The organism is Nitrosospira sp. Nsp2, from assembly GCF_003050965.1.
Taxonomy (GTDB): Bacteria; Pseudomonadota; Gammaproteobacteria; order Burkholderiales; family Nitrosomonadaceae; genus Nitrosospira.
This window is the reverse complement of the sequence record NZ_QAOU01000006.1, coordinates 73586-91655: the sequence shown is the minus strand read 5'-3', so window position 1 is coordinate 91655 and position 18070 is coordinate 73586. Positions and strand designations below refer to the sequence as shown.

General features: G+C 51.2%; 17 protein-coding genes and 1 pseudogene. 11 read left to right on the top strand and 7 right to left on the bottom strand.

Going from position 1 to position 18070, the window contains the following annotated elements; all coding sequences use genetic code 11:
* Positions 1-263 precede the first annotated feature (263 nt).
* Both C8R31_RS12730 and C8R31_RS12725 read left to right on the top strand, forming a co-directional pair.
* Positions 264-1292, top strand: a complete 1029-nt coding sequence (locus tag C8R31_RS12730) for a trypsin-like serine protease (RefSeq protein WP_107694451.1) — start codon at positions 264-266, stop codon at positions 1290-1292.
* A gap of 133 nt (positions 1293-1425) precedes the next feature.
* Positions 1426-2028: a hypothetical protein gene (locus C8R31_RS12725; RefSeq protein ID WP_107694450.1), complete on the top strand. Its 603-nt coding sequence runs from the start codon at positions 1426-1428 to the stop codon at positions 2026-2028.
* Positions 2029-2776: 748 nt separating this feature from the next.
* Here C8R31_RS12725 and C8R31_RS12710 read toward each other — a convergent pair.
* From C8R31_RS12710 to C8R31_RS12700, 3 genes and pseudogenes are all read right to left on the bottom strand, one after another.
* Positions 2777-2998: a hypothetical protein gene (locus tag C8R31_RS12710; protein ID WP_107694447.1), complete on the bottom strand. Its 222-nt coding sequence runs from the start codon at positions 2996-2998 to the stop codon at positions 2777-2779.
* A complete protein-coding gene (locus C8R31_RS12705; protein ID WP_107694446.1) occupies positions 2989-4158 on the bottom strand; it encodes an aspartate aminotransferase family protein in 1170 nt (389 codons plus the stop codon). Before C8R31_RS12705 ends, C8R31_RS12710 begins: the two co-directional genes overlap by 10 nt.
* A 309-nt stretch (positions 4159-4467) precedes the next feature.
* A pseudogene (locus C8R31_RS12700) lies at positions 4468-5582 on the bottom strand (IS3 family transposase).
* A 349-nt stretch (positions 5583-5931) separates the two neighbouring features.
* On the opposite strand from C8R31_RS12700, the gene C8R31_RS12695 reads away from it, so the two are divergent.
* From C8R31_RS12695 to C8R31_RS12680, 5 genes are all read left to right on the top strand, one after another.
* Entirely contained in the window at positions 5932-6330 is a 399-nt protein-coding gene (locus C8R31_RS12695) for a hypothetical protein (RefSeq protein WP_258192699.1), read from the top strand.
* A gap of 120 nt (positions 6331-6450) precedes the next feature.
* A complete protein-coding gene (locus C8R31_RS12690) occupies positions 6451-7371 on the top strand; it encodes a pyridoxal-phosphate dependent enzyme (RefSeq protein WP_107694444.1) in 921 nt (306 codons plus the stop codon).
* Positions 7372-7570: 199 nt separating this feature from the next.
* Positions 7571-8170, top strand: a complete 600-nt coding sequence (locus C8R31_RS12685) for a LexA family transcriptional regulator (protein ID WP_107694443.1) — start codon at positions 7571-7573, stop codon at positions 8168-8170.
* Complete coding sequence (locus C8R31_RS16665; protein ID WP_308811278.1) at positions 8148-8537, top strand: hypothetical protein; 390 nt, start codon at positions 8148-8150, stop codon at positions 8535-8537. The genes C8R31_RS12685 and C8R31_RS16665 overlap by 23 nt, the downstream gene beginning before the upstream one ends.
* Before the next feature lie 8 nt (positions 8538-8545).
* Complete coding sequence (locus C8R31_RS12680; protein WP_308811277.1) at positions 8546-9496, top strand: DUF4113 domain-containing protein; 951 nt, start codon at positions 8546-8548, stop codon at positions 9494-9496.
* A 262-nt stretch (positions 9497-9758) separates the two neighbouring features.
* On the opposite strand, the gene C8R31_RS12670 is transcribed toward C8R31_RS12680, so the two are convergent.
* The gene (locus tag C8R31_RS12670; protein WP_107694441.1) at positions 9759-11375 is read right to left on the bottom strand and encodes a dihydroxyacetone kinase subunit DhaK; all 1617 of its coding nucleotides are present in this window, start codon (positions 11373-11375) and stop codon (positions 9759-9761) included.
* 252 nt (positions 11376-11627) lie between these two features.
* Here C8R31_RS12670 and C8R31_RS12665 point away from each other — a divergent pair, with 252 nt between their 5' ends.
* Positions 11628-11909, top strand: a complete 282-nt coding sequence (locus tag C8R31_RS12665; RefSeq protein ID WP_107694440.1) for a DUF768 domain-containing protein — start codon at positions 11628-11630, stop codon at positions 11907-11909.
* Between the two features lie 615 nt (positions 11910-12524).
* Here the strand turns inward: C8R31_RS12665 and C8R31_RS12660 are convergent.
* Both C8R31_RS12660 and C8R31_RS12655 read right to left on the bottom strand, forming a co-directional pair.
* Positions 12525-12743, bottom strand: coding sequence for a type II toxin-antitoxin system RelE/ParE family toxin (locus C8R31_RS12660; protein WP_107694439.1), 219 nt, complete (start codon positions 12741-12743; stop codon positions 12525-12527).
* Positions 12740-12991, bottom strand: coding sequence for a type II toxin-antitoxin system ParD family antitoxin (locus C8R31_RS12655; protein ID WP_258192708.1), 252 nt, complete (start codon positions 12989-12991; stop codon positions 12740-12742). The genes C8R31_RS12660 and C8R31_RS12655 overlap by 4 nt, the downstream gene beginning before the upstream one ends.
* Positions 12992-13679: 688 nt before the next feature.
* Between C8R31_RS12655 and C8R31_RS12650 the strand changes: the two genes are divergently transcribed.
* The 3 genes from C8R31_RS12650 to C8R31_RS12635 all read left to right on the top strand — a co-directional run bounded on the left by C8R31_RS12650 (position 13680) and on the right by C8R31_RS12635 (position 17125).
* The gene (locus C8R31_RS12650) at positions 13680-14987 is read left to right on the top strand and encodes a site-specific integrase (protein WP_258192698.1); all 1308 of its coding nucleotides are present in this window, start codon (positions 13680-13682) and stop codon (positions 14985-14987) included.
* Between the two features lie 889 nt (positions 14988-15876).
* The gene (locus C8R31_RS12640) at positions 15877-16437 is read left to right on the top strand and encodes a glycoside hydrolase family 18 protein (RefSeq protein ID WP_107694436.1); all 561 of its coding nucleotides are present in this window, start codon (positions 15877-15879) and stop codon (positions 16435-16437) included.
* Positions 16438-16786: 349 nt separating this feature from the next.
* The gene (locus C8R31_RS12635; RefSeq protein WP_107694435.1) at positions 16787-17125 is read left to right on the top strand and encodes a SpvB/TcaC N-terminal domain-containing protein; all 339 of its coding nucleotides are present in this window, start codon (positions 16787-16789) and stop codon (positions 17123-17125) included.
* 141 nt (positions 17126-17266) lie between these two features.
* Here the strand turns inward: C8R31_RS12635 and C8R31_RS12630 are convergent, their stop codons facing one another.
* Positions 17267-18034 carry an N-acetylmuramidase domain-containing protein gene (locus C8R31_RS12630; RefSeq protein WP_107694434.1) on the bottom strand — a complete coding sequence of 256 codons (768 nt, stop codon included), beginning with the start codon at positions 18032-18034 and terminating at the stop codon, positions 17267-17269.
* Positions 18035-18070: the final 36 nt, after the last annotated feature.

Below are 18070 nucleotides of genomic sequence, written 5' to 3'. Positions count from 1 at the left end.
GCTAAATGTTCCGTCGCTATGATGTGTATGAGAATGACATTTAACGCCCCGCTACTAGCGGCAAATGTTTGTTGGAAACATTCAAGGGCTTCAATCCTATGAAATCCTGAATTAGCAAAATCTTGCTTGTGCCAGAGCGCGTTGCACAGCAGCGTTTCCTAATGTTAAAGATAGTTGATGAGGATGAGAAATCAAGGACAAACTGTTATCCGCAATTAGGTGTATCCGAGTTCCATGCAACTGTGTCCCAGTAGCGTATAAACATGCATGCCGGAACAAGGCTTTGTAACCCCTTAGAGAAGGAACACAACTTGCACTCTGCATCGCATTTCGAGCTGAAAATAAGCCAACGTATAAGCCAGAGATTAAGGCTTATCGGTACGTCCATACTCTTTTGCCTGACTCTTCTATTTGCGCCCCAATCAGTAGCCGGGGCAGACAACGCTGAAAATCATACCGATCCATATGAAAGAGCGCTCCGAAATTGGCAGAATAAAGCGCCACTTAGTGCAAAAATAATAAAGGGAAGGAGTGCGACCTTTGGAGACCGCCCGTGGCAGGTTGGGCTATTAAACGCGTCAATTCCTGATCCCCTTTACGCCCATTTCTGTAGTGGAACTCTTATTACTGATCAGTGGGTGCTCACCGCCGCACATTGTGTTGCTCGCCGGCAAGGAACAGAATTAATTGTCTTAACAGGTACTAATAGCCTGAATTTTGGAGGCCGAAAGAAAAAAGTAATTTCAGTCGTTGTGCACGGGGCCTATGATCCGCAGACCCTTGAGAACGATCTTGCACTGCTGTTTCTCGATAGCCCTACCGCTATTGTTCCTCCCCAATTCCCTTCTATTGAGGTGGAGCAACGCCTAATTGATGACCAGGAAAAAGTTAAAATTGGCGGATGGGGTAACACCTACGACTTCGGCGTCAAATCACTGGACCTAATGGAAACGGAAGCACCGTTAGTACCTCCCGAACTCTGCTCTGCGCCTGATTCTCACGGTCAGTCGCTTAAAGCCACCATGTTATGTGCCGGATATGAAGATGGAAGAACCGACGCATGTGATGGGGACAGTGGAGGACCCGCCACGGTTCGTCAGTATGGTCAAGAGCTTTTAATCGGCGTTAAAAGCTGGGGAGATTGCGGAGCCCCAAAGAAATACGGGCTCTTCACCCGCATTGCCCCGTATGTAGGATGGCTCAGGGCGAATACACATTCGGGGTTAATTCGTACCCAAACTGAATACCTTTGGCCGGAGTCGTTGGTAGCACCTGCTCGCAGAGTTCCATAGCTTACGGATTGGAGAGGAATATTAAGGCTTCTTTCGCAAGACTCCCTGCTTAATTCAATCCACGTACTAAAATTCTCTAATAAGAGAATCAATCTATCTGGTAGCGGCTTGGCAAACCATTGAGGAGGTGCACATGAACGCACATTTTGATTCAACGGCACAGACAAACCATCCTAGGTCTTATTTGACCTTCCAGGATGTTCTGGAAACGGTGAGCCATGAACCGGGACAAGGCCGCCTGCTTGATCAGATCGAAAAAATTCTGAGGGTCCAGCAGCGGGAACGCCTAGATGTCATTCTGTCGCAAGTCGCGGAAGACCAACTCCTGCCGGTGCAGGTCCTGCTCGAGCGCGATCTTCCACAGAGGGGAAAAAGCAATTCGGCCTATAACCGCTTCTTGATTCCCTCCTGGAAAAAATACGACGACATCTATTGGCAATCGCTAATCGACTATACGATCCTCGCGCTTCGTACGTTCAAGGAAATTCACTTCTGCGCCATGCGTGGGAAGCTGGTGCTGCATTATTTTGATATTCCCGGTGGGACGCCCCGGATTCAGGATGTCATCCGAAGACTGGTCTGGCTGATCGATAATGAACATTTGTCCGTCGACTTTACGCGATCCCGGTGGATGGAAAACTGGCGTCATACTGTGGCGAGCATGAGCCGCGAGGAAGTACTCACGGCTGCCGGCATCCTCGAGATCGTCCCTAAATTGTTGCTAAGTCCAGAGTAGATAGCCCGGGCTGGGATCTTTACACAGGGAACGTCAACGGGAGAAATTTCTTTAAGTCTCCCAAAAACGGAGAAGTACATGGGATGAACCCCAACAATCAAAAATACGGTGCTAAAGGCGCGACCCGGAATCCCTCACCCGCCTGTACCTAACCTTTCTTGAAGTCGCCACCGGCGAACAATGTCGGCCACATTAGCGGCATTGGCTATATTTTCGTTCCATAGCGCCGCATATGGCACGTCGGCACTGTGAGGCCGCCGCTCTTCCGGGTCACTGAATCTAACGCGAACAGCGACTTCAGTTCCTTCCCCACGATCAAGGCTTCCGGAGCACAGAGCGTGGGGAGCACTTTGACTAAGCTACGAACCGCATCCGGCAGAGCACGCTGGACGAAAGTCTGATCTTGCTCGTTACTCATCCGAAGTGCAATCAGCGTATTGCATTGCGATCAGATCGTTTCATCCAGCTCGGATGGTCGCTGCGATACAGGTCCAGCGAGACATCGTATTTTCGACCCTCCTTTGCAATCCGCGCCAACGCGTGTTTGTATGCTGGAAGGCAGCGCGTCGCTTCTAGGTGCATATCGATGCGCCTCTTTGCAAACAGCAGGATCGTTACTTTTACAGGACGAGGGCTCCATACAGCGAAGTCAAAAATCATCCGACAAAGCACAGAAACTACCACATCCACGACATCTGCAGGCACGCCGGATAAGTCGACGATTGAGACAATTTAGCAATGTTCGCAGTCAAACCCAGCCTAGCCATTTTGCGATTCCTGCACCAACAACCGCCGCTAAGACTCCCGTGATCCAGCTGAAAATCTTTGCAGAAAATACGAACCTACCGGCTTTGAAGCCAGGCGGTCCCTTGATAAATGAATGGGTCATATCTTCACCAGCTTCGGCAATATCCTCAGCATTATAACCGCTCCCAGGGCTTATAAAGACAAGATCGCCGATTAAATGCATCTTTCCAGGATGTCCAGACCCTGTTTGGCGATTGCTTGATCGATATTTAATGAAGGAAGTAAAAGTAGCGTTGAGCCTTCGGCTGTAATTAAAAGACCGTTTCGTTGACACTTGGCTTGGATGTCAGAAGCATAATCGTCAGTGTCCAATTCTAAGCCAATAGCCATACCGGCAATGCTGTGGTTTGCGACGCCTTTAAAGCGCAGCTGTGACAAGCGGGAGCGGAAATATTCGCTCATCTCATTGACAATACCCAGGAGCTGTTTCTGATGTGTCGTTATGTAATGAATCGTGGCAATCGCAACATGCACGCTTCGAGGATGCCACCCATAGGTAGAGTAGTAACTGCCATTTTCTTCCATTGATCTTGCAACCGCTGCCGTAGTTATAGTCGCCCCCAATCCTCCCAGACCACCTGTGACTGCTTTGGCGATGCACATGATATCAGGCTCAAGATGATAACGTTCTGAAGCGAATAATGTTCCTGTCCTTCCGAAGCCGGTTGCCACCTCGTCCATAATTAATAGCGTACCGTATCTCCTGCATAACTTGGCGAGCTCGGTCATAAATTCCATCTCGGGAATAAGCACTCCGAGATTGACGCTGATCGGCTCCATGATGAATGCCGCAAACTCTTCAGTTTTCAGAAACTTGTCAATACGCTCGAGGGCTTCATTATCTAGCGGTAGTTCGACCTTGTAGCAATGAGGCAGCAGATTCCTGCATTGCTGCCTATTCTTCGAATCCGCTACACTCAACCCGCCAATCGCATTTCCATGATAGCTGCCCTCCAGGGAGAGAAATTTCTGACGGCCCGTATGCACCATGGCTGCCTGCAACGCGATATCCACGGCTTCTGAGCCCCCGGTAGCCCGGAAGCTTTTCATAAGCTTGCCCGGCGATATCGAAGCCAGTAATTCAGCAAGTTCGGTCCAAGGCCCATATGAGTGCCCAGGAAACACATAATCTGGCCCATCGAACTCCGCGGCGGCGTTTGTAAGCACTTCATTGCCCCAACCGAAGTTGCCGACACACCAGCCCATTACGAAATCGATATATTTCCTGCCTCGATCATCAAAGATAAAGCTCCCTTCCGCCTTCGTTACTTGCAGCGCGCCGGGTATTTTTCTGCCCAAAAAACGTTGTTCTCTGGAAGCCATCACATGCTCCGTCTTGTCATTTTTCCTGCCAATGTTGAGCCTTCTCGCTTTCTCGATGTAATCATTACGCCTGCTGTCTCTAACAGAGAACCTCCCGGCATGGTTATCGTTCCGCAGACGAACCCACCGCGGCCACTCAACCATCATCGGTTAATTCAATATAGATCAGCCGAAAGGGATTACGAGCGTATTGATGAAGAGGCTGACTCTGGGAAAACCCTAAGCTCCCCCGTCAAATAAACAGTTAGACGGTTAGACAGTTCAGACGGTCTAGTGGATGACGTCCCCCAATTCTGCGGGGATTCAAAACTAGAATCTGGCCACTTCTGGCAGTCTGACCTGGTTGGATTTAACGTATTCGCGTGGGGTCAGCTTTCCAAGCGAACCGTGGGGTCTGTGATCATTATAGTCGCGTCGCCACGCTTCGATGATACGCTTTGCCTGCTCCAGGGATTCGAATTCATGAGCATTCAGACATTCATCGCGTAGCCTGCCATTGAATGACTCGCAAAGCCCGTTGTCCGTAGGCTTTCCAGGGCGCGTGAAGTCAAGCTGCACCTTGTTCTCCCAAGCCCAAGAGTCCAGTGCTCTGGAAGTAAATTCGGTGCCATGGTCTACGGTGATGCATGCTGGCAGGCGAACTGTCTTACCAACCCGACTGAGCGCCTCAACCACGCTGCTGCCGGTTAACCGAAATCCCACCTCTAATACCGGGCTCTCACGACTCCAGTTATCGACGACCGTCAGGACCCGGAACGGTTGCCCATTGACCAGTTGATCGTGCACGAAATCCAGGCTCCAGCGCTGTCCTGGCGCTGTGGGCGTCGGTGCCCGCCCACGGTGCAGGCTCATACGCTTCTTCCGGCGTACCCGCATGCGCACTTGAAGACCTTCCAGACAATACAACCTATGGACACGTTTGAGATTGACATGCCAGCCCTCACGCCGAAGCAGGACGTGAATGCGCTCGTAACCAAACCGTGGACGGCTCATGGCAATGTCGCCAATGCGCATGCGCATGCGCAATCCTGACTGATCCTGCGCCGTACTCTTGCGGTGCCAACTACCGCGAGAGAAATTGCCTAGCCGACACGCCGCTCAACGCTCACCTTGCATATATCGATGATCCATTGAACAACTACCCGGCGGCGTGCCGGCGTCAGACCTTTTTTCGGATGACCTCCTGCAGGATGTTCTTGTCCAGCGTCAGATCAGCCACCACACGCTTCAATCTTGCATTCTCTTCCTCGAGCTGGCGCAACCGCCTGACCTCGCTGCCACCCAGGTCGCCGTACTTCTTCTTCCAGATGTAGAACGTGGCTTCGGATATGCCAAGGCTGCGGCACGTCCCTCACTGGCGTGCCGGCTTCTGCCTGTCTTAATGCATATGCCACCTGCACTTCGGTGAATCGGGATTTTTTCATCGCTTCAAACTCCTTCAATAGGGGGAGCCAAATGCGACTTTACTCTAATTTAGAACTGCCCCAGTTTTTGGGGATGACGTCAAAGGGATGCCATTTTTTGCGTATTCCGGGGGGAACTGCAGTTAGGACTTAAGGTCCGCAATACATAAGCAGCGTATTATGATAACAATCAAAACACGTGACTTTTATTTATAGTAATACTGAGTACAATTCAACTCCGAAGCTTCTTCATGTATTGCTCAGGGTTCCATCTAGCATAAAACTAGAGTTTCCCTAATGTTCCAATGTCATGAACCGCATCAATATGGAGCGGCTTTCACTTAATCCATTTCATTGGAGTCTACCTATCATGGAAAAAGAAATAAGGAAGTTTTTAACTTCCATATCCATGCTGGGCCTGCTGGCCTCCTGCACCGAGACCGGTACGCTCGAAGCAAGCAATGACAATGCGAGCATGGCCGCACAAAGTATCAGAACTTTTGTCGACCACGACGAGCTCGCTAGGCGGTATGAAAACCGAGCCAGGAAACTGCTGGAAATAGCAGCGGAACACGAGAAACGGCTCCAGTATTACGAGGACAAAAGCTACCTCTACGGGAGACACGTGCAGAATTCACAGTCGCGTGCCACCGCTCTAGTGCAACAATACAAGCGCGAGGCGGAGAAAGCCACCGACGCTGCTTTTCACCACAGGATGGCGTCGCAACTGTCGAAACGCGATTATATTGCTTCGAGGGCCTCACATTGATTTGGATTGGCTCAGGAGCTCAGCGGTGAAGCTGGCTAGAACTGGATGAAACAGTACGACTTGATTCTGTGGCACGGGCCCCAGGTTAGCTGTTCACATCTCATTGGAGATCTCTTTTGAATGCCGCTACATATCGAAACACCACTAATTGAATCCCGCTCGATAAGCCATAAAGTGGGCCAATCCATTTGGCTGAAAATGGAATCCGCGCAGCCATCCGGCTCTTTCAAGACCAGAGGAATCGGGTATGCATGCGAAGAATATTTAAAACGAGGAGCAAAACGCTTCATTGCGTCATCAGGCGGGAATGCGGGGCTCGCGGTCGCTTTTGCTGGGCGGCGTCTTTCGGTTCCTGTAATCGTCATCGTGCCGGAGACAGCCTCAAAGCGGGCGGTAAATTTAATGTGTTTAGAGAACGCGGAAGTTATAGTCCAGGGGAAGTCTTTGGACGAAGCACACCGATTTGCACTGTCGCTCATGCAACCTGCCGATGCATATATACATCCTTTCGATGACCCGCTGATTTGGAGAGGTCATGCCAGTCTAATTGATGAAATATTCCGTGCTGGTCTAAAGCCTGATGCGATCGTTCTGTCAGTTGGGGGCGGCGGTCTCCTGTGCGGTGTTATAGAAGGATTGAAGCGGAATGGAGGTGCCGATATACCTGTCATCGCTGTTGAGACTGAAGGTGCAGACTCCTATGGGAAATCCTTAAACGCAGGATTCCTTATCGAGCTTGCAAATATATCGAGTATTGCGACGACGCTAGGAGCGCGCATAGTTTGTGAACAAGCGTTGGCATACTCAAGAGAGCACTGTATCCAAAGCGTTGTGTTGCCGGACCGGATGGCCGTTTCTGCTTCTTTGCAGTTTTTGCAAGACCATGGAATTGTGGTTGAGCCTGCGTGTGGCGTTGCACTTGCTGCGGTTTACGAAAAAGTTGCGGTGTTATCAGGATATAAAACTGTATTGGTTATCGTGTGTGGCGGCGTTGGTTCTACCGCTGATCATTTAGTCGAGTTGTCACGTCCTGGAATGTGACGCAATATAATGTTGCGCTCTACGCTGTCCGTATCGCCAAGGCTAATATAAAAAGATAGGAAGTAGCCCAATATGTGAGCTTGGACAGTAACAGGGTTGTATCGCATCCACATCGTGCCAAAGATACCCAACTTAGCAATTCGGAAAGGAGGATTTCATGCTAGACTGAACACCGTTACATCGTTCAGTTGAGAATATCATGGCGACGCGCGGCGGCAGAAGGGAAGGTTCGGGTCCGAAGAAATCGATGAGCCCGTATGGCGAGAAAACCGCAGTCATCCGCGTACCCGCCAGCCTCAAGTCCGATGTGCTGGTTTATCTAGAGCCCTTTCGCAAGGCCTCAAGCCAGAACAACAATAGCACCGACGCCGAGTTTCCCCAGGCTATTTCCAATCCGCGGCCACTTCCGCGTCCCATCTATAGCGGCAAGATACTGGCAGGCCAGTCCCGCTTTCCATCCCCCGCGCAGGACTACGAGCAGAAGACGCTGGATCTGAATGACCGCTTCATTGCCAACCCGCCGGCTACTTTCTTCTTCACCGTCAAGGGCGATTCCATGGTTGGGGCCGGCATCTTCGATGGCGCTACCTTGATTGTGGATCGCTCGCTCAGGCCCAAATCCTCCAACATTGTCATTGCTGACGTGGATGGAGAATGGATGGTCAAGCGCCTGTACAAACGCAGTGGATTGATCAAGCTCCTGTCCGAGAACCCGCTCAATGAGCCGATCCTTCTCAAGGAAGGGCAGGAACTCGTTATCTTCGGTGTGGTGACCTATGTCATCAATGAGGCCAAATAGACCTGTCTTTGCCTTGGCCGATGCCAACTCCTTCTATCCATCCTGTGAAAAAGTATTCCGGCCTGATCTCAGGAATTCACCTGTAGTCGTTCTCTCGAATAACGACGGCTGCGTCATTGCTCAAAGCAGGGAAGCCAGGCATTTAGGGATAAAAATGGCAGGACCATGGTTTGAAGTGGAAGAGCGTGCCAGAGAAATAGGTGCGATTGCCTTCTCCTCCAACTACGAGCTGTACGCCAACATGAGCAACCGCTTCATGTCAACGTTGAGCCAATTCAGCCCCAGGCAGGAAGTCTATTCCATAGATGAATGTTTCCTCGATTTGACGGGCATCAACGTGACTTCGTTGCTTATGGGCAGGAAATAAAAGAGACGGTGACGCGGTGGACGGGGCTGCCGATATGCGTGGGCATCGGCCACAGCAAGACCCTGGCCAAGCTTGCCAATCACTACGCAAAGAAGCAGCCTCAATTAAACGGGGTATGCGACTTCACCCGCATGACGGATGACGCGCTGGACGCAGTTCTGGAGAAGCTTCCTGTCTCAGCGGTCTGGGGAATAGGCCGAAGGCTGGAGAATAGCCTGAAAGCGCTGGGTGTGGAAAATGTTCTGAGACTTAAACGTGCGAATCTCAGGAGAGTTCGGGACCGGTTCGGCATCACAATCCAGCGCACCGTTCAGGAACTCAACGGTGAGCCATGGCTGGAGTTGGATGAGACTCGACCCATTGCCAAGCAGGTGATGAGTTCACGCTCATTCGGGCAAAGGGTGGAGAGCCTGCAGGAGCTGAGGGAAGCCATCAGCTACCATGCCGCGAATGCCACCCAGAGGCTGCGCAAGCAGAGCCTGTTTGCCAACGCTGTTTCGGTATTCATCCAGAACAGCCCATTCGACGAGGCGGAGTTCTACGGCAGGACCGAGGCCGTTGCCCTGCCTGCGCCAACAGAATGCAGCCTACAAATCACCAATGCTGCGCTGTGGCTGTTGAAGAAGATGTACCAGCCCGAAGTGTATTACCAGAAGGCGGGCGTGATGCTATCGGAACTGGTGCCCCAAGAAGGGCAGCAGATAGACCTCTTCACATACTCATCCTGCAGCAACAAATCCGGCAGGCTGATGGATGCCATGGACAAGATCAACGTCAAGTACCGGCGCAGTACCATTCATCTGGCATCCGAGGGTATAGACCGAACATGGTCCATGCGGCGCAGCTTCAAGTCCGAACTACACGGGAGAATGGAGCGATTTGCCGGTGGTGAGATAATACGGAATGCCCGAGCTCGGAAAGAGCGTGTTACCAATAACAAAGGCAAAGGCCGCAATTAACTTGAGGATAGTAGCCCGTTCAATTCCTCGAACCCAAGCTAAGGAGACCCTTGACGATCCACTATACCCTGTACATGGCAACGAGGTGAATATCGTTATTCGGGAACAGGGGAAAACCGTCCGAAGGATGACTATCCGCTTTTGGATGCACACCTTACTAGGCTCAGAACTCATTAATCTCATGGTTCACGAATAGGATCAGATGTGATTCACTTATGGCGGAGGTGGCGCCATGAGATAAATAGATGCTTATGATCTAAAATTAGGCCAAGTGTTCAAACAGTCGCGCGACCGCCTCAGCACCTGGATCAGCGTGACCGACCAAATGCTTGGCATTGACATAGGAGGCGCGGCCCGCATTCGCCTTGCTCATGTGGGCAGTGCGATCGGCACCCGCACGCGCGGCTTTCGCCGCCTCGGGCAGGCTCTCGTCCAGGGCATCAAGGGCCGGCGCAAGGGCATCGACCATGGTGCGGTCACCCGGACGTGCCCCGCCGATCTCCTGCATTCTCCGCAACCCGGCCTGCAACGCTTCGCGCATTGGCAAGCCGCTTGAGGCGGCATCGCCCGCTGCGGCGAAGAAGATCGCGAGGAGCACCCCGCACGAGCCTCCCATGGTTTGGGAAAGCTCCAAGCCAATGGCTCGATAGAGCTGGGTATGGTCGGCAAGCGGCAATCGGTCCACGGCGCTGATCAGGGCGCGTGCCGCTCCGGCTAGCGTGCTGCCGGTGTCGCCATCGCCTGACTTCGCGTCGAGCGCGTTGAGGTCGCTCTCGGCGGCGATCAGAACTTCGCAGCAACTGGTCAGGAACTCCCTGGTCGGCTTGTGCATCGAGGGCATCGGAACGACAGCGGTCAGGCCGTCCGGAAGCGCCTGAATCGCGACCTGGCCTAGCCGGGAGACCCGTGGCCATGCCGCCAGCGGCGTGTGCTGCTTGAGCAGGGCGATCTCGGCATCGTCGGCAGGATAGGCCGAAATCGAGAAGCCATGCATGTCGAGCGATGTCATCATGGCCGCCGGCCCGATGACGTGGGTTATCCGCTCGCCAATCGCTGACCGCCGGATTTCGTTGAGGATGATCGACATCTCGATGACCGACGTGCCGCCGAGATTGTTGACCATAGCGACATGCGGCCTTTCTTCCATTGCAGCTGACAGGCGCTCGACCATGGCAGCGACAGCTTCGGTCGCGTCCTTGAACTCGACCTGCTCAACCCCGGCTTCACCGTGGATGCCAAGCCCAAGCTCGGCCATGCCGGGCGGGATGCGATCCTCCTTTGGCGAACCTGGGATGGTGCAGGTGTTTAGCGACATGCCGATACTTTTTGTCTTTGACACGACCTTGCGCGCGGCCGCGGCGACGTGCGCCAAGTCGGCACCATTCTCGGCCAACGCGCCGGCTATCTTGTGCACGAAAAGCGTGCCGGCGACCCCGCGGGCTTGGGGCAAGTCGGGCAACGCCACATCATCGTCGACGATGACTATCTCGACATTCAAGCCAAACTGGCGAGCGCGTTCGGCTGCCAGCCCGAAATTCAATCGGTCACCGGTATAATTCTTGACGATGAGCAGGCAGCCGGACGATCCCGTCACGGCAAGGATGCCTGCCAGTATCGCGTCGACTGTCGGCGAGGCGAAGATGTCGCCGCACACCGCAGCCGTCAGCATCCCTTCCCCGACGAAACCCACATGTGCCGGTTCGTGGCCCGATCCGCCTCCCGAGATCAACGCGACCTTGGACTTGTCCCAGTCATTGCGTACGACCACCCGTATATGCGGATAGCCGTCGAGCCGCGCCAGCTTACCGCCAGACGCCGCGACCAGACCATCCACGGCTTCGGTGACGATGTTTTCTTTGGTGTTGATGAACTGGGTCATGTTTTCGGCTCTGTTGCAAAAAATGATTTTTGATAAAAAGTGAATTTAAAAGTTATTAAAAAATATTTAGTTAAATATTAAAAATATAGCTGTTTCTTATTTTTTGCAACAGAGCCCCTAGGCCCAGGAATCATTAATTCAGATAGACGGTGACGGTAGCTTTTGCCCTTGATAACCTATTTTATCATCGGTAAAATACTCCCATGAGGGGCGACCGGCGCCGAACTCAACGCAGAAGATGGGTGGGCAGTCATGAGCAATCGCTTCCTGAGGTGGGTCGACACATGGATCGAGGAAAACATCCCTCCCGGCGCCAATTCCGACATAGAGAGTCATGAAGTAAAGGCAAAGCGGCTGACGGAGAAACTGTTCGCCGAGGCAGCTGCGGCCAACTTCACAAACTTCGAGACCGAGGAGGAGCGGGAGCGCGTTACGCCCCTGGTACTGGCCGCGGTCTCGGACAGCAAAGACTTTGACATCGATGCCTATCATCTCAAGTCGCAACTTGCGCGGGAGAATGAAGATGGCGACTGAGCCCCGCATGGTTGGTCTCAGGGCGGCATCGCGTTGGTTGCTTGTCAGCTGCTCGTGACATATCCATAATCAAAAGAGGGCTGTCATTTGTTCTCAAGGATCTTCCTGGAGACAAGCCTGTAGTCCGTCATTCCTATGCAGCAGGGATCGAACAAGGTGCTAGAAAATCTTCTAAATTGCCTGCGATTTAATAGGGCAAGGCCCACGGCCGCGTCAGGCTTTTCGTTTGTATAATTGAAGTCCGGGGGGCCTGTGGGCAACCGCTGTGGAAAACCTCGTGGACGCGGATGGTTCCGTCCATCAGGCTATCCATCAGAGTTGTCCATGGTTCAAGTGCAGTGAGCCGGACGATTGGAGCCGGACGATTGGCGAAAGCCAATCCAGTTACCGCTTATCTATTTGATAAGTTATGTTCCGGATGACAAGGCGGGTACCGAGACATTTTTCCCATTGATGGTCGTGTGCAGGGAGATCCTGAGGGCAGCCCAATTTCCAATTCGCGCCCCAATGCAGCGCTTTAAGCCCCAAGATCTTCAGCAGCCATCATTGCCTATAAAAGGTCTTGCCATTGCGCGCGCCGTGGAGCACCCGGGCAATTTCAACGCCTTTATCGACTTACTGGTAGAGAATCAGATAGCTACCCGCTGGCAGCATTCTCAATCCGAGTCGAATAGAGGATTTGGCCACTCCCATGGAAGGCATCTCGCCAAGCTGTTGGCAAAGAGCATGCATGTCCTCGATCCATCGTCGCGCAGCCTGGACATTGTCTTCCGCGATATAAAGCGCGATATCCTCCAGGTCTGCCTCGGCCTGAGGCCTGAGGTAAAACGTCATGCAGGGCGGTGGCCGGAGAGCTTCGCATCCAGCCGGGCTCGAACGCGGGAGAAGGCTTCATTGCCCTCTGTTGCCAGACCGCTGGCAATGCCCGCGTCCCATTGCCGTCCCAGTTCAGCGATGATTTGATCGCGCTGCGCCCTGCGAAACTTCCAATCACGCAAGGCTTCGCGCACCACCTCGCTCGCCGAGGCATACTCCCCGCTTTCCACCGCTTGGCGCATCATGGCCGCCATTTCCGCAGTCAGCGCTACACTGACTTTCTAGACATTTGCCATAACCCTTCTCCTAAAAAAAGTAATAGTGGTAAAGCTTACTACCAATACAGGGTCAAGGAAATGTTTATCGATGAAAGCATGCCGTTGTGGATTCGCGGACTCGTAAAAGGGGTAAGCTTCATGCCGCGCCAGTCGCATCCTAATAAAGCAATTGGACGAAGGTACACCTGAGTATGGGCGTGGGTGTTATAACTGCGCCACGTTGACGCGTTTATTTTATAGAGCCAAACGGTACGTCATATCGCAAGACACATAGTGACTACCAATACTTCGTGGCCTCTGGGGCGGTGACCTGCGTGGAGTCTGATACGGTAAACACGTTAGGTATATAGGTATACCGGCCATCACCTCCTTTGTCTTTCGGCAAAGGCGGAGCGAGGGTTGCACTCGGCTAGCATTTACCAATCGGGAGTGATGACAGCGGTGTTCTGTATAACCGGTTACAAAAAGGTTACATCTCTGATGTATTTGTAGCGCTCAGATGAGCATCTCAGCTTGAAACCGGCATGAACATTGGCGCCCTGAACACGAATCGAACGTGTGACCTACCCCTTAGGAGTTTCTCAGGCTCATCATTTACCCATATTGTTAGACCTTTACAAACCTATATAAATAGCGGGTTTCAGCCGGAATTAACCTTAACGGAGTTATACAAAGTTTGCTAAAATTACACCCATACCGTAACCCCGGCGTAACCCCGCTGCACTCGTTTGTCATGGCAACAAGTATCAATTTCACCAAAGCAGCAATAGAAGCATTGCCGCTCCCATCAGCGGGCAAGCGAAATACCTACCTTGATTCGAAAATTTCCGGTCTGCAGCTGCGCATTACCTCGAACGGAATCATAACCTTTTCCGTATATCGGCGCACGAAGGGCGGCGGGCCCGAACGTGTCACGGTAGGCCGGTATCCCGCAACAACCATCGAGCAGGCTCGACGGACGGCGGCAGAGATAAATGCTTCTATTGCCGGCGGCGGAAATCCCGCCGATCGTGCCCGGGCGGCAAGAAGGGAAATGATGCTGGACGACCTATTCAGTGAATACATGACTAGGCGTGCAGCCTTTAATAGAAGGCCGGATAAGCCGCAAGCGAACTATCGGCTGTACCTTTCTCATTGGGGAAAACGGAAGCTTTCCACGCTCAAGCATGAGGAAGTGGACAGACTGCACAAGAAGATTGGACGCGAAAACGGCATCGTAACCGCGAACATTGCTATAAAGCTCCTACACGTGATGTTCAACAAGGCTATCAATGAATGGAGGATCTGGTTGGGCGAGAATCCTGCTCATGGTATTCAGAAATTCCCCGAGCAGTCACGCGACCGCTTTCTCCAATCCGATGAGCTGCCCCGTTTCTTCAAAGCGTTGGCGGAGGAGCATAACGACACAATGCGGGATTATTTCCTGCTGTCTCTGCTTACTGGCGCGCGCCGTTCAAATGTACTGGCTATGGAATGGGCTGATGTGAATTTTGAACGAGCAGAATGGCGCATTAAGGAAACAAAGAACGGTACTCCGCAAACGGTAACGCTGTCGCCAGAAGCGTTGGCAGTATTGCGCGATCGTAAGCCTGAACAACCTTCAAGGTTTATTTTTCCTGGTAGGGGAAAGACCGGGCACTTGGCGGAGCCAAAGAAGGCATGGGAGCGTATCTTGGCGAGCGCAGGCATCAATGACTTACGGATTCATGATTTACGGCGCACCTTGGGAAGCTGGCAAGCCAAGACTGGCGCGTCATTGGCGATTATTGGTAAAAGCCTGAACCATAAGAACCAGAACACGACAGCCATTTACGCCAGGCTGGATCTTGATCCTGTTCGAGATAGCGTAAACGCAGCTACGAGCGCAATGATGGCGGCCGCAGGAGTAAAGACGAGCGCCGATGTGGTGAAGATTGGCGGGAAAACAGCAATAAACAGCGATAATATATGTAACCCTCTCCACGCATTACACATAAATAACTGAATTTACGCGTATTATTTATAACTCATAAGCAACCAGGGCGAACTTAAAGATTCGAATCCCTCTCTCCGCCATATATATAGCGAATACGCCATATAATGGCAATTAATTTTGGTTACACATCATTAAGCCCCCCAAGACGCATTGCGATTCATTTTTTACAGCTGGGTGTTGGCCAACCGGGCGCAATTCGTACCGCTTCTCAATCCAGATTGGGACTATTGCTATGTCAACATTATCGAATGAGCCTTTTAAAAAAATATCTCTCTGTCCTTTTATGTAAACAGGCTTGGTAATAACAGTCATTTCTTACTTCCGCGTACTTTGCCTTTCGTTGATTAACTGTACTTGAGCAAACTCTTCTGGAATTAGGATGTATCCAACGCCTTCTTGTACCACTACGGTTGAACTATTCGTGAGCGACTTTATCTTTTTTTGAAGAGGCGGTTTGGTTATAAAAATTAGATGTGCGGAAGTTTCAAATCTTGGCAGCTTGGCGTCGGTATCCAAAATTTAGCCGAATTCGAGAAGGCCGTTCCTAATCTAGGGGTGTCTCTGCTGCTGCTACCGAGAAAGGTATGAAATCTTTGGGAGTTCAACCGAATGAAAAATCTGAATATAGATTTCTCGTGATCTTGACTAAATGCGAGGACCGCTTCTTTTATTGCACGGTAGATACTTATATCACTAAGGAGCAACAAGGCGATGCGCAAAAATATGGTAAATGCTTGGATCTATCTGAACGAGGACGAACCCTCAGGAACAACCTATGACAGTCCTAATAGCTGCTATCAGCGGCTGATCAACGATGACATCTACAAGGCTGTCGATCTGCTATTGATGTGTTTTGTCGAAACCCTTCCAACAAGCGAGACAACAATTCCGGTGGGTGATGGTTCTTCTCATACCCTCAAATGGGGGCTTACACCCACAACCAACCGTACATGGAGAACATTATTGTGATGCACCACAGAACAACCCGAACATCCTGCTCGGCGTCACCTTACTCTGGGGCGACGGAAAGCAGCTGTCGCAGATATTCCCTGATCCAGCCAATCCTGATCAGAAAAGTGCCGAGTCCTTCGCCGCGAACTTAGTTGCCCATCTATCCCACTACAACTTGAAGGCCTTCTGGATCGATTGGGAGGACCCGCTCCGTTTTGAAACTACGCAGGAGCAGTTCAAGCTTCTCATCAATGCTATCGGTGCCGAATTTAAAAAGCAGAGTGAGCGGTTCGATCTGTCAATGGCTCCCGCCTCTGTCGGAAACATCGATGCCAAAGCGGTTAATGACAATGTGGACTGGGTGACATTGCAACTTTACTCTGGTTTCACGTACCCTGGAGAATACATCAGCGCGGGAGTCAACGAGGATCTTTTCGCCTATGGGGTGAAATTCGAGTCGAACTACCAAACCGCGCAGCAGGTGTTGGACGACAACAATAAGAATTAAAAGTATCTCATTTACACCAGTTGGAGGCTGAACTCGTCCAACTTCGAATTCGAACAAGACCAGCAGAAGCAGCTTTACAGTCTAATTTTCTAGTCAGCTGCTTGTAAGAGCTTGCATTTGAAAACACTCATGCTCGCATTTAAAGCCGTTTAGGTCACGGGTTCACTACAGCTTCTTGCCTCCTCCCCAACTCAAATCCGCGAAATCTTTAGAAGAACCGATGGAAAGAGCCTAAAAAACTCAGAGGCAAAGGCAGCGGCGCTGGCATTGAAAGCAATGTTGCCAGCATCTCACTCCCCACAGTTGAGGGGTTATAAAAGGAATAGGGGACGCATTTCAATAGAACGTTTTGTCAGATATCGGCAGTTACTTTATTCCCATTGTTCTGACGTCGGCCCGCGGCTTTGAACCACAACTAAGCCTCAACTATAAATCAGGTTCCAGAAACAATGTTTTTGGGCTGGGATTTTCTATTTTTCTTCAAAACATTTCCCGAAAAACCGATACCGGCATTCCAAAACACAACGAGGATGACACCTTTGATTCGGCGGATGACCGTGAACTGCCCTCAAAATTCATAGAAGAAAATGGGCTGTTGGTGCCCGAGGAGGTCACAAAACATGATGGTGGTGTTTCCTGGAACGTCCACACCTTCCTGTCAATCCAGCATAAGGAACGCAAGTCTTGAATGGTTAATATACGGACGCTCACTCAGTTTCCCAATTCGAGTAGGAAACGAAAATTTTTGTAGAAGTGCTGCTATCAGCGCTCGTTTGAAATCAATTGAATCAGTCCCTGTTCCAGCTTTTTTAGTACCAAACCGCTCAAGCTAGCTTGATAAAAACCTCATAAGATTGTCATCAATCACACCTGTGACTTGAATTCCTTCTGAAGATTGAAATGACTTAACTGCATTTATTGTATTGGGTCCCAGTATGCCGTCTATCCCTCCGGGAGAAAATCCTTTATATGTCAAAAGGATTTGAGCGGCCCGGACACTCAGATCAGGTAATTTTCCATTGCTGTATTGTTGGTAAAAATGATTGAGTAAGCCACCGTAATTATTGGCTGCATAATCGGGACCATTATAGCGTTGGGCAAATCCTGACCAGTTGTGTGCCTGAAGCAACTGATCCAAGTTATTCCTTTTAAGAAATGTGGCGACTCCCAATAATTGCGCGTTCTCACCAGAAACCATTTGGGCAACCATTGTTTCGACATCGTCAAATCCGGCCTCGTTGAAATTCTCGCCCATGATTTGCCCGAGACCCCAAGAGGCACTTTGGAGGGCGGCTTCCCTATCTAACTGGATCGCGGACGCGAGACGGCCGTACTGATATGCACCGCTTGCACCATAACCACCCGCCGCTGGCGCACTGATATCGGGGTGCTTTGCATCATATTCACCATTTGTAAGACGGCTGAAAATATGTCGCTCAAAGAGAATTTTTGGACGTTTATCGGTTAAAAAACCGCAGCCGGATGTTTCAACGGAGAATACTGACCAAATTTCAGCCAAGCCAACTTCCGCACAACATTCAGCAGCCTGTAATCCATCCGTGGTTAAAGGAGTACCATTTCCACAGAAATCAGTCATTTAATCTCCTATATTGGCTAGCAACGCGGTGCTTCC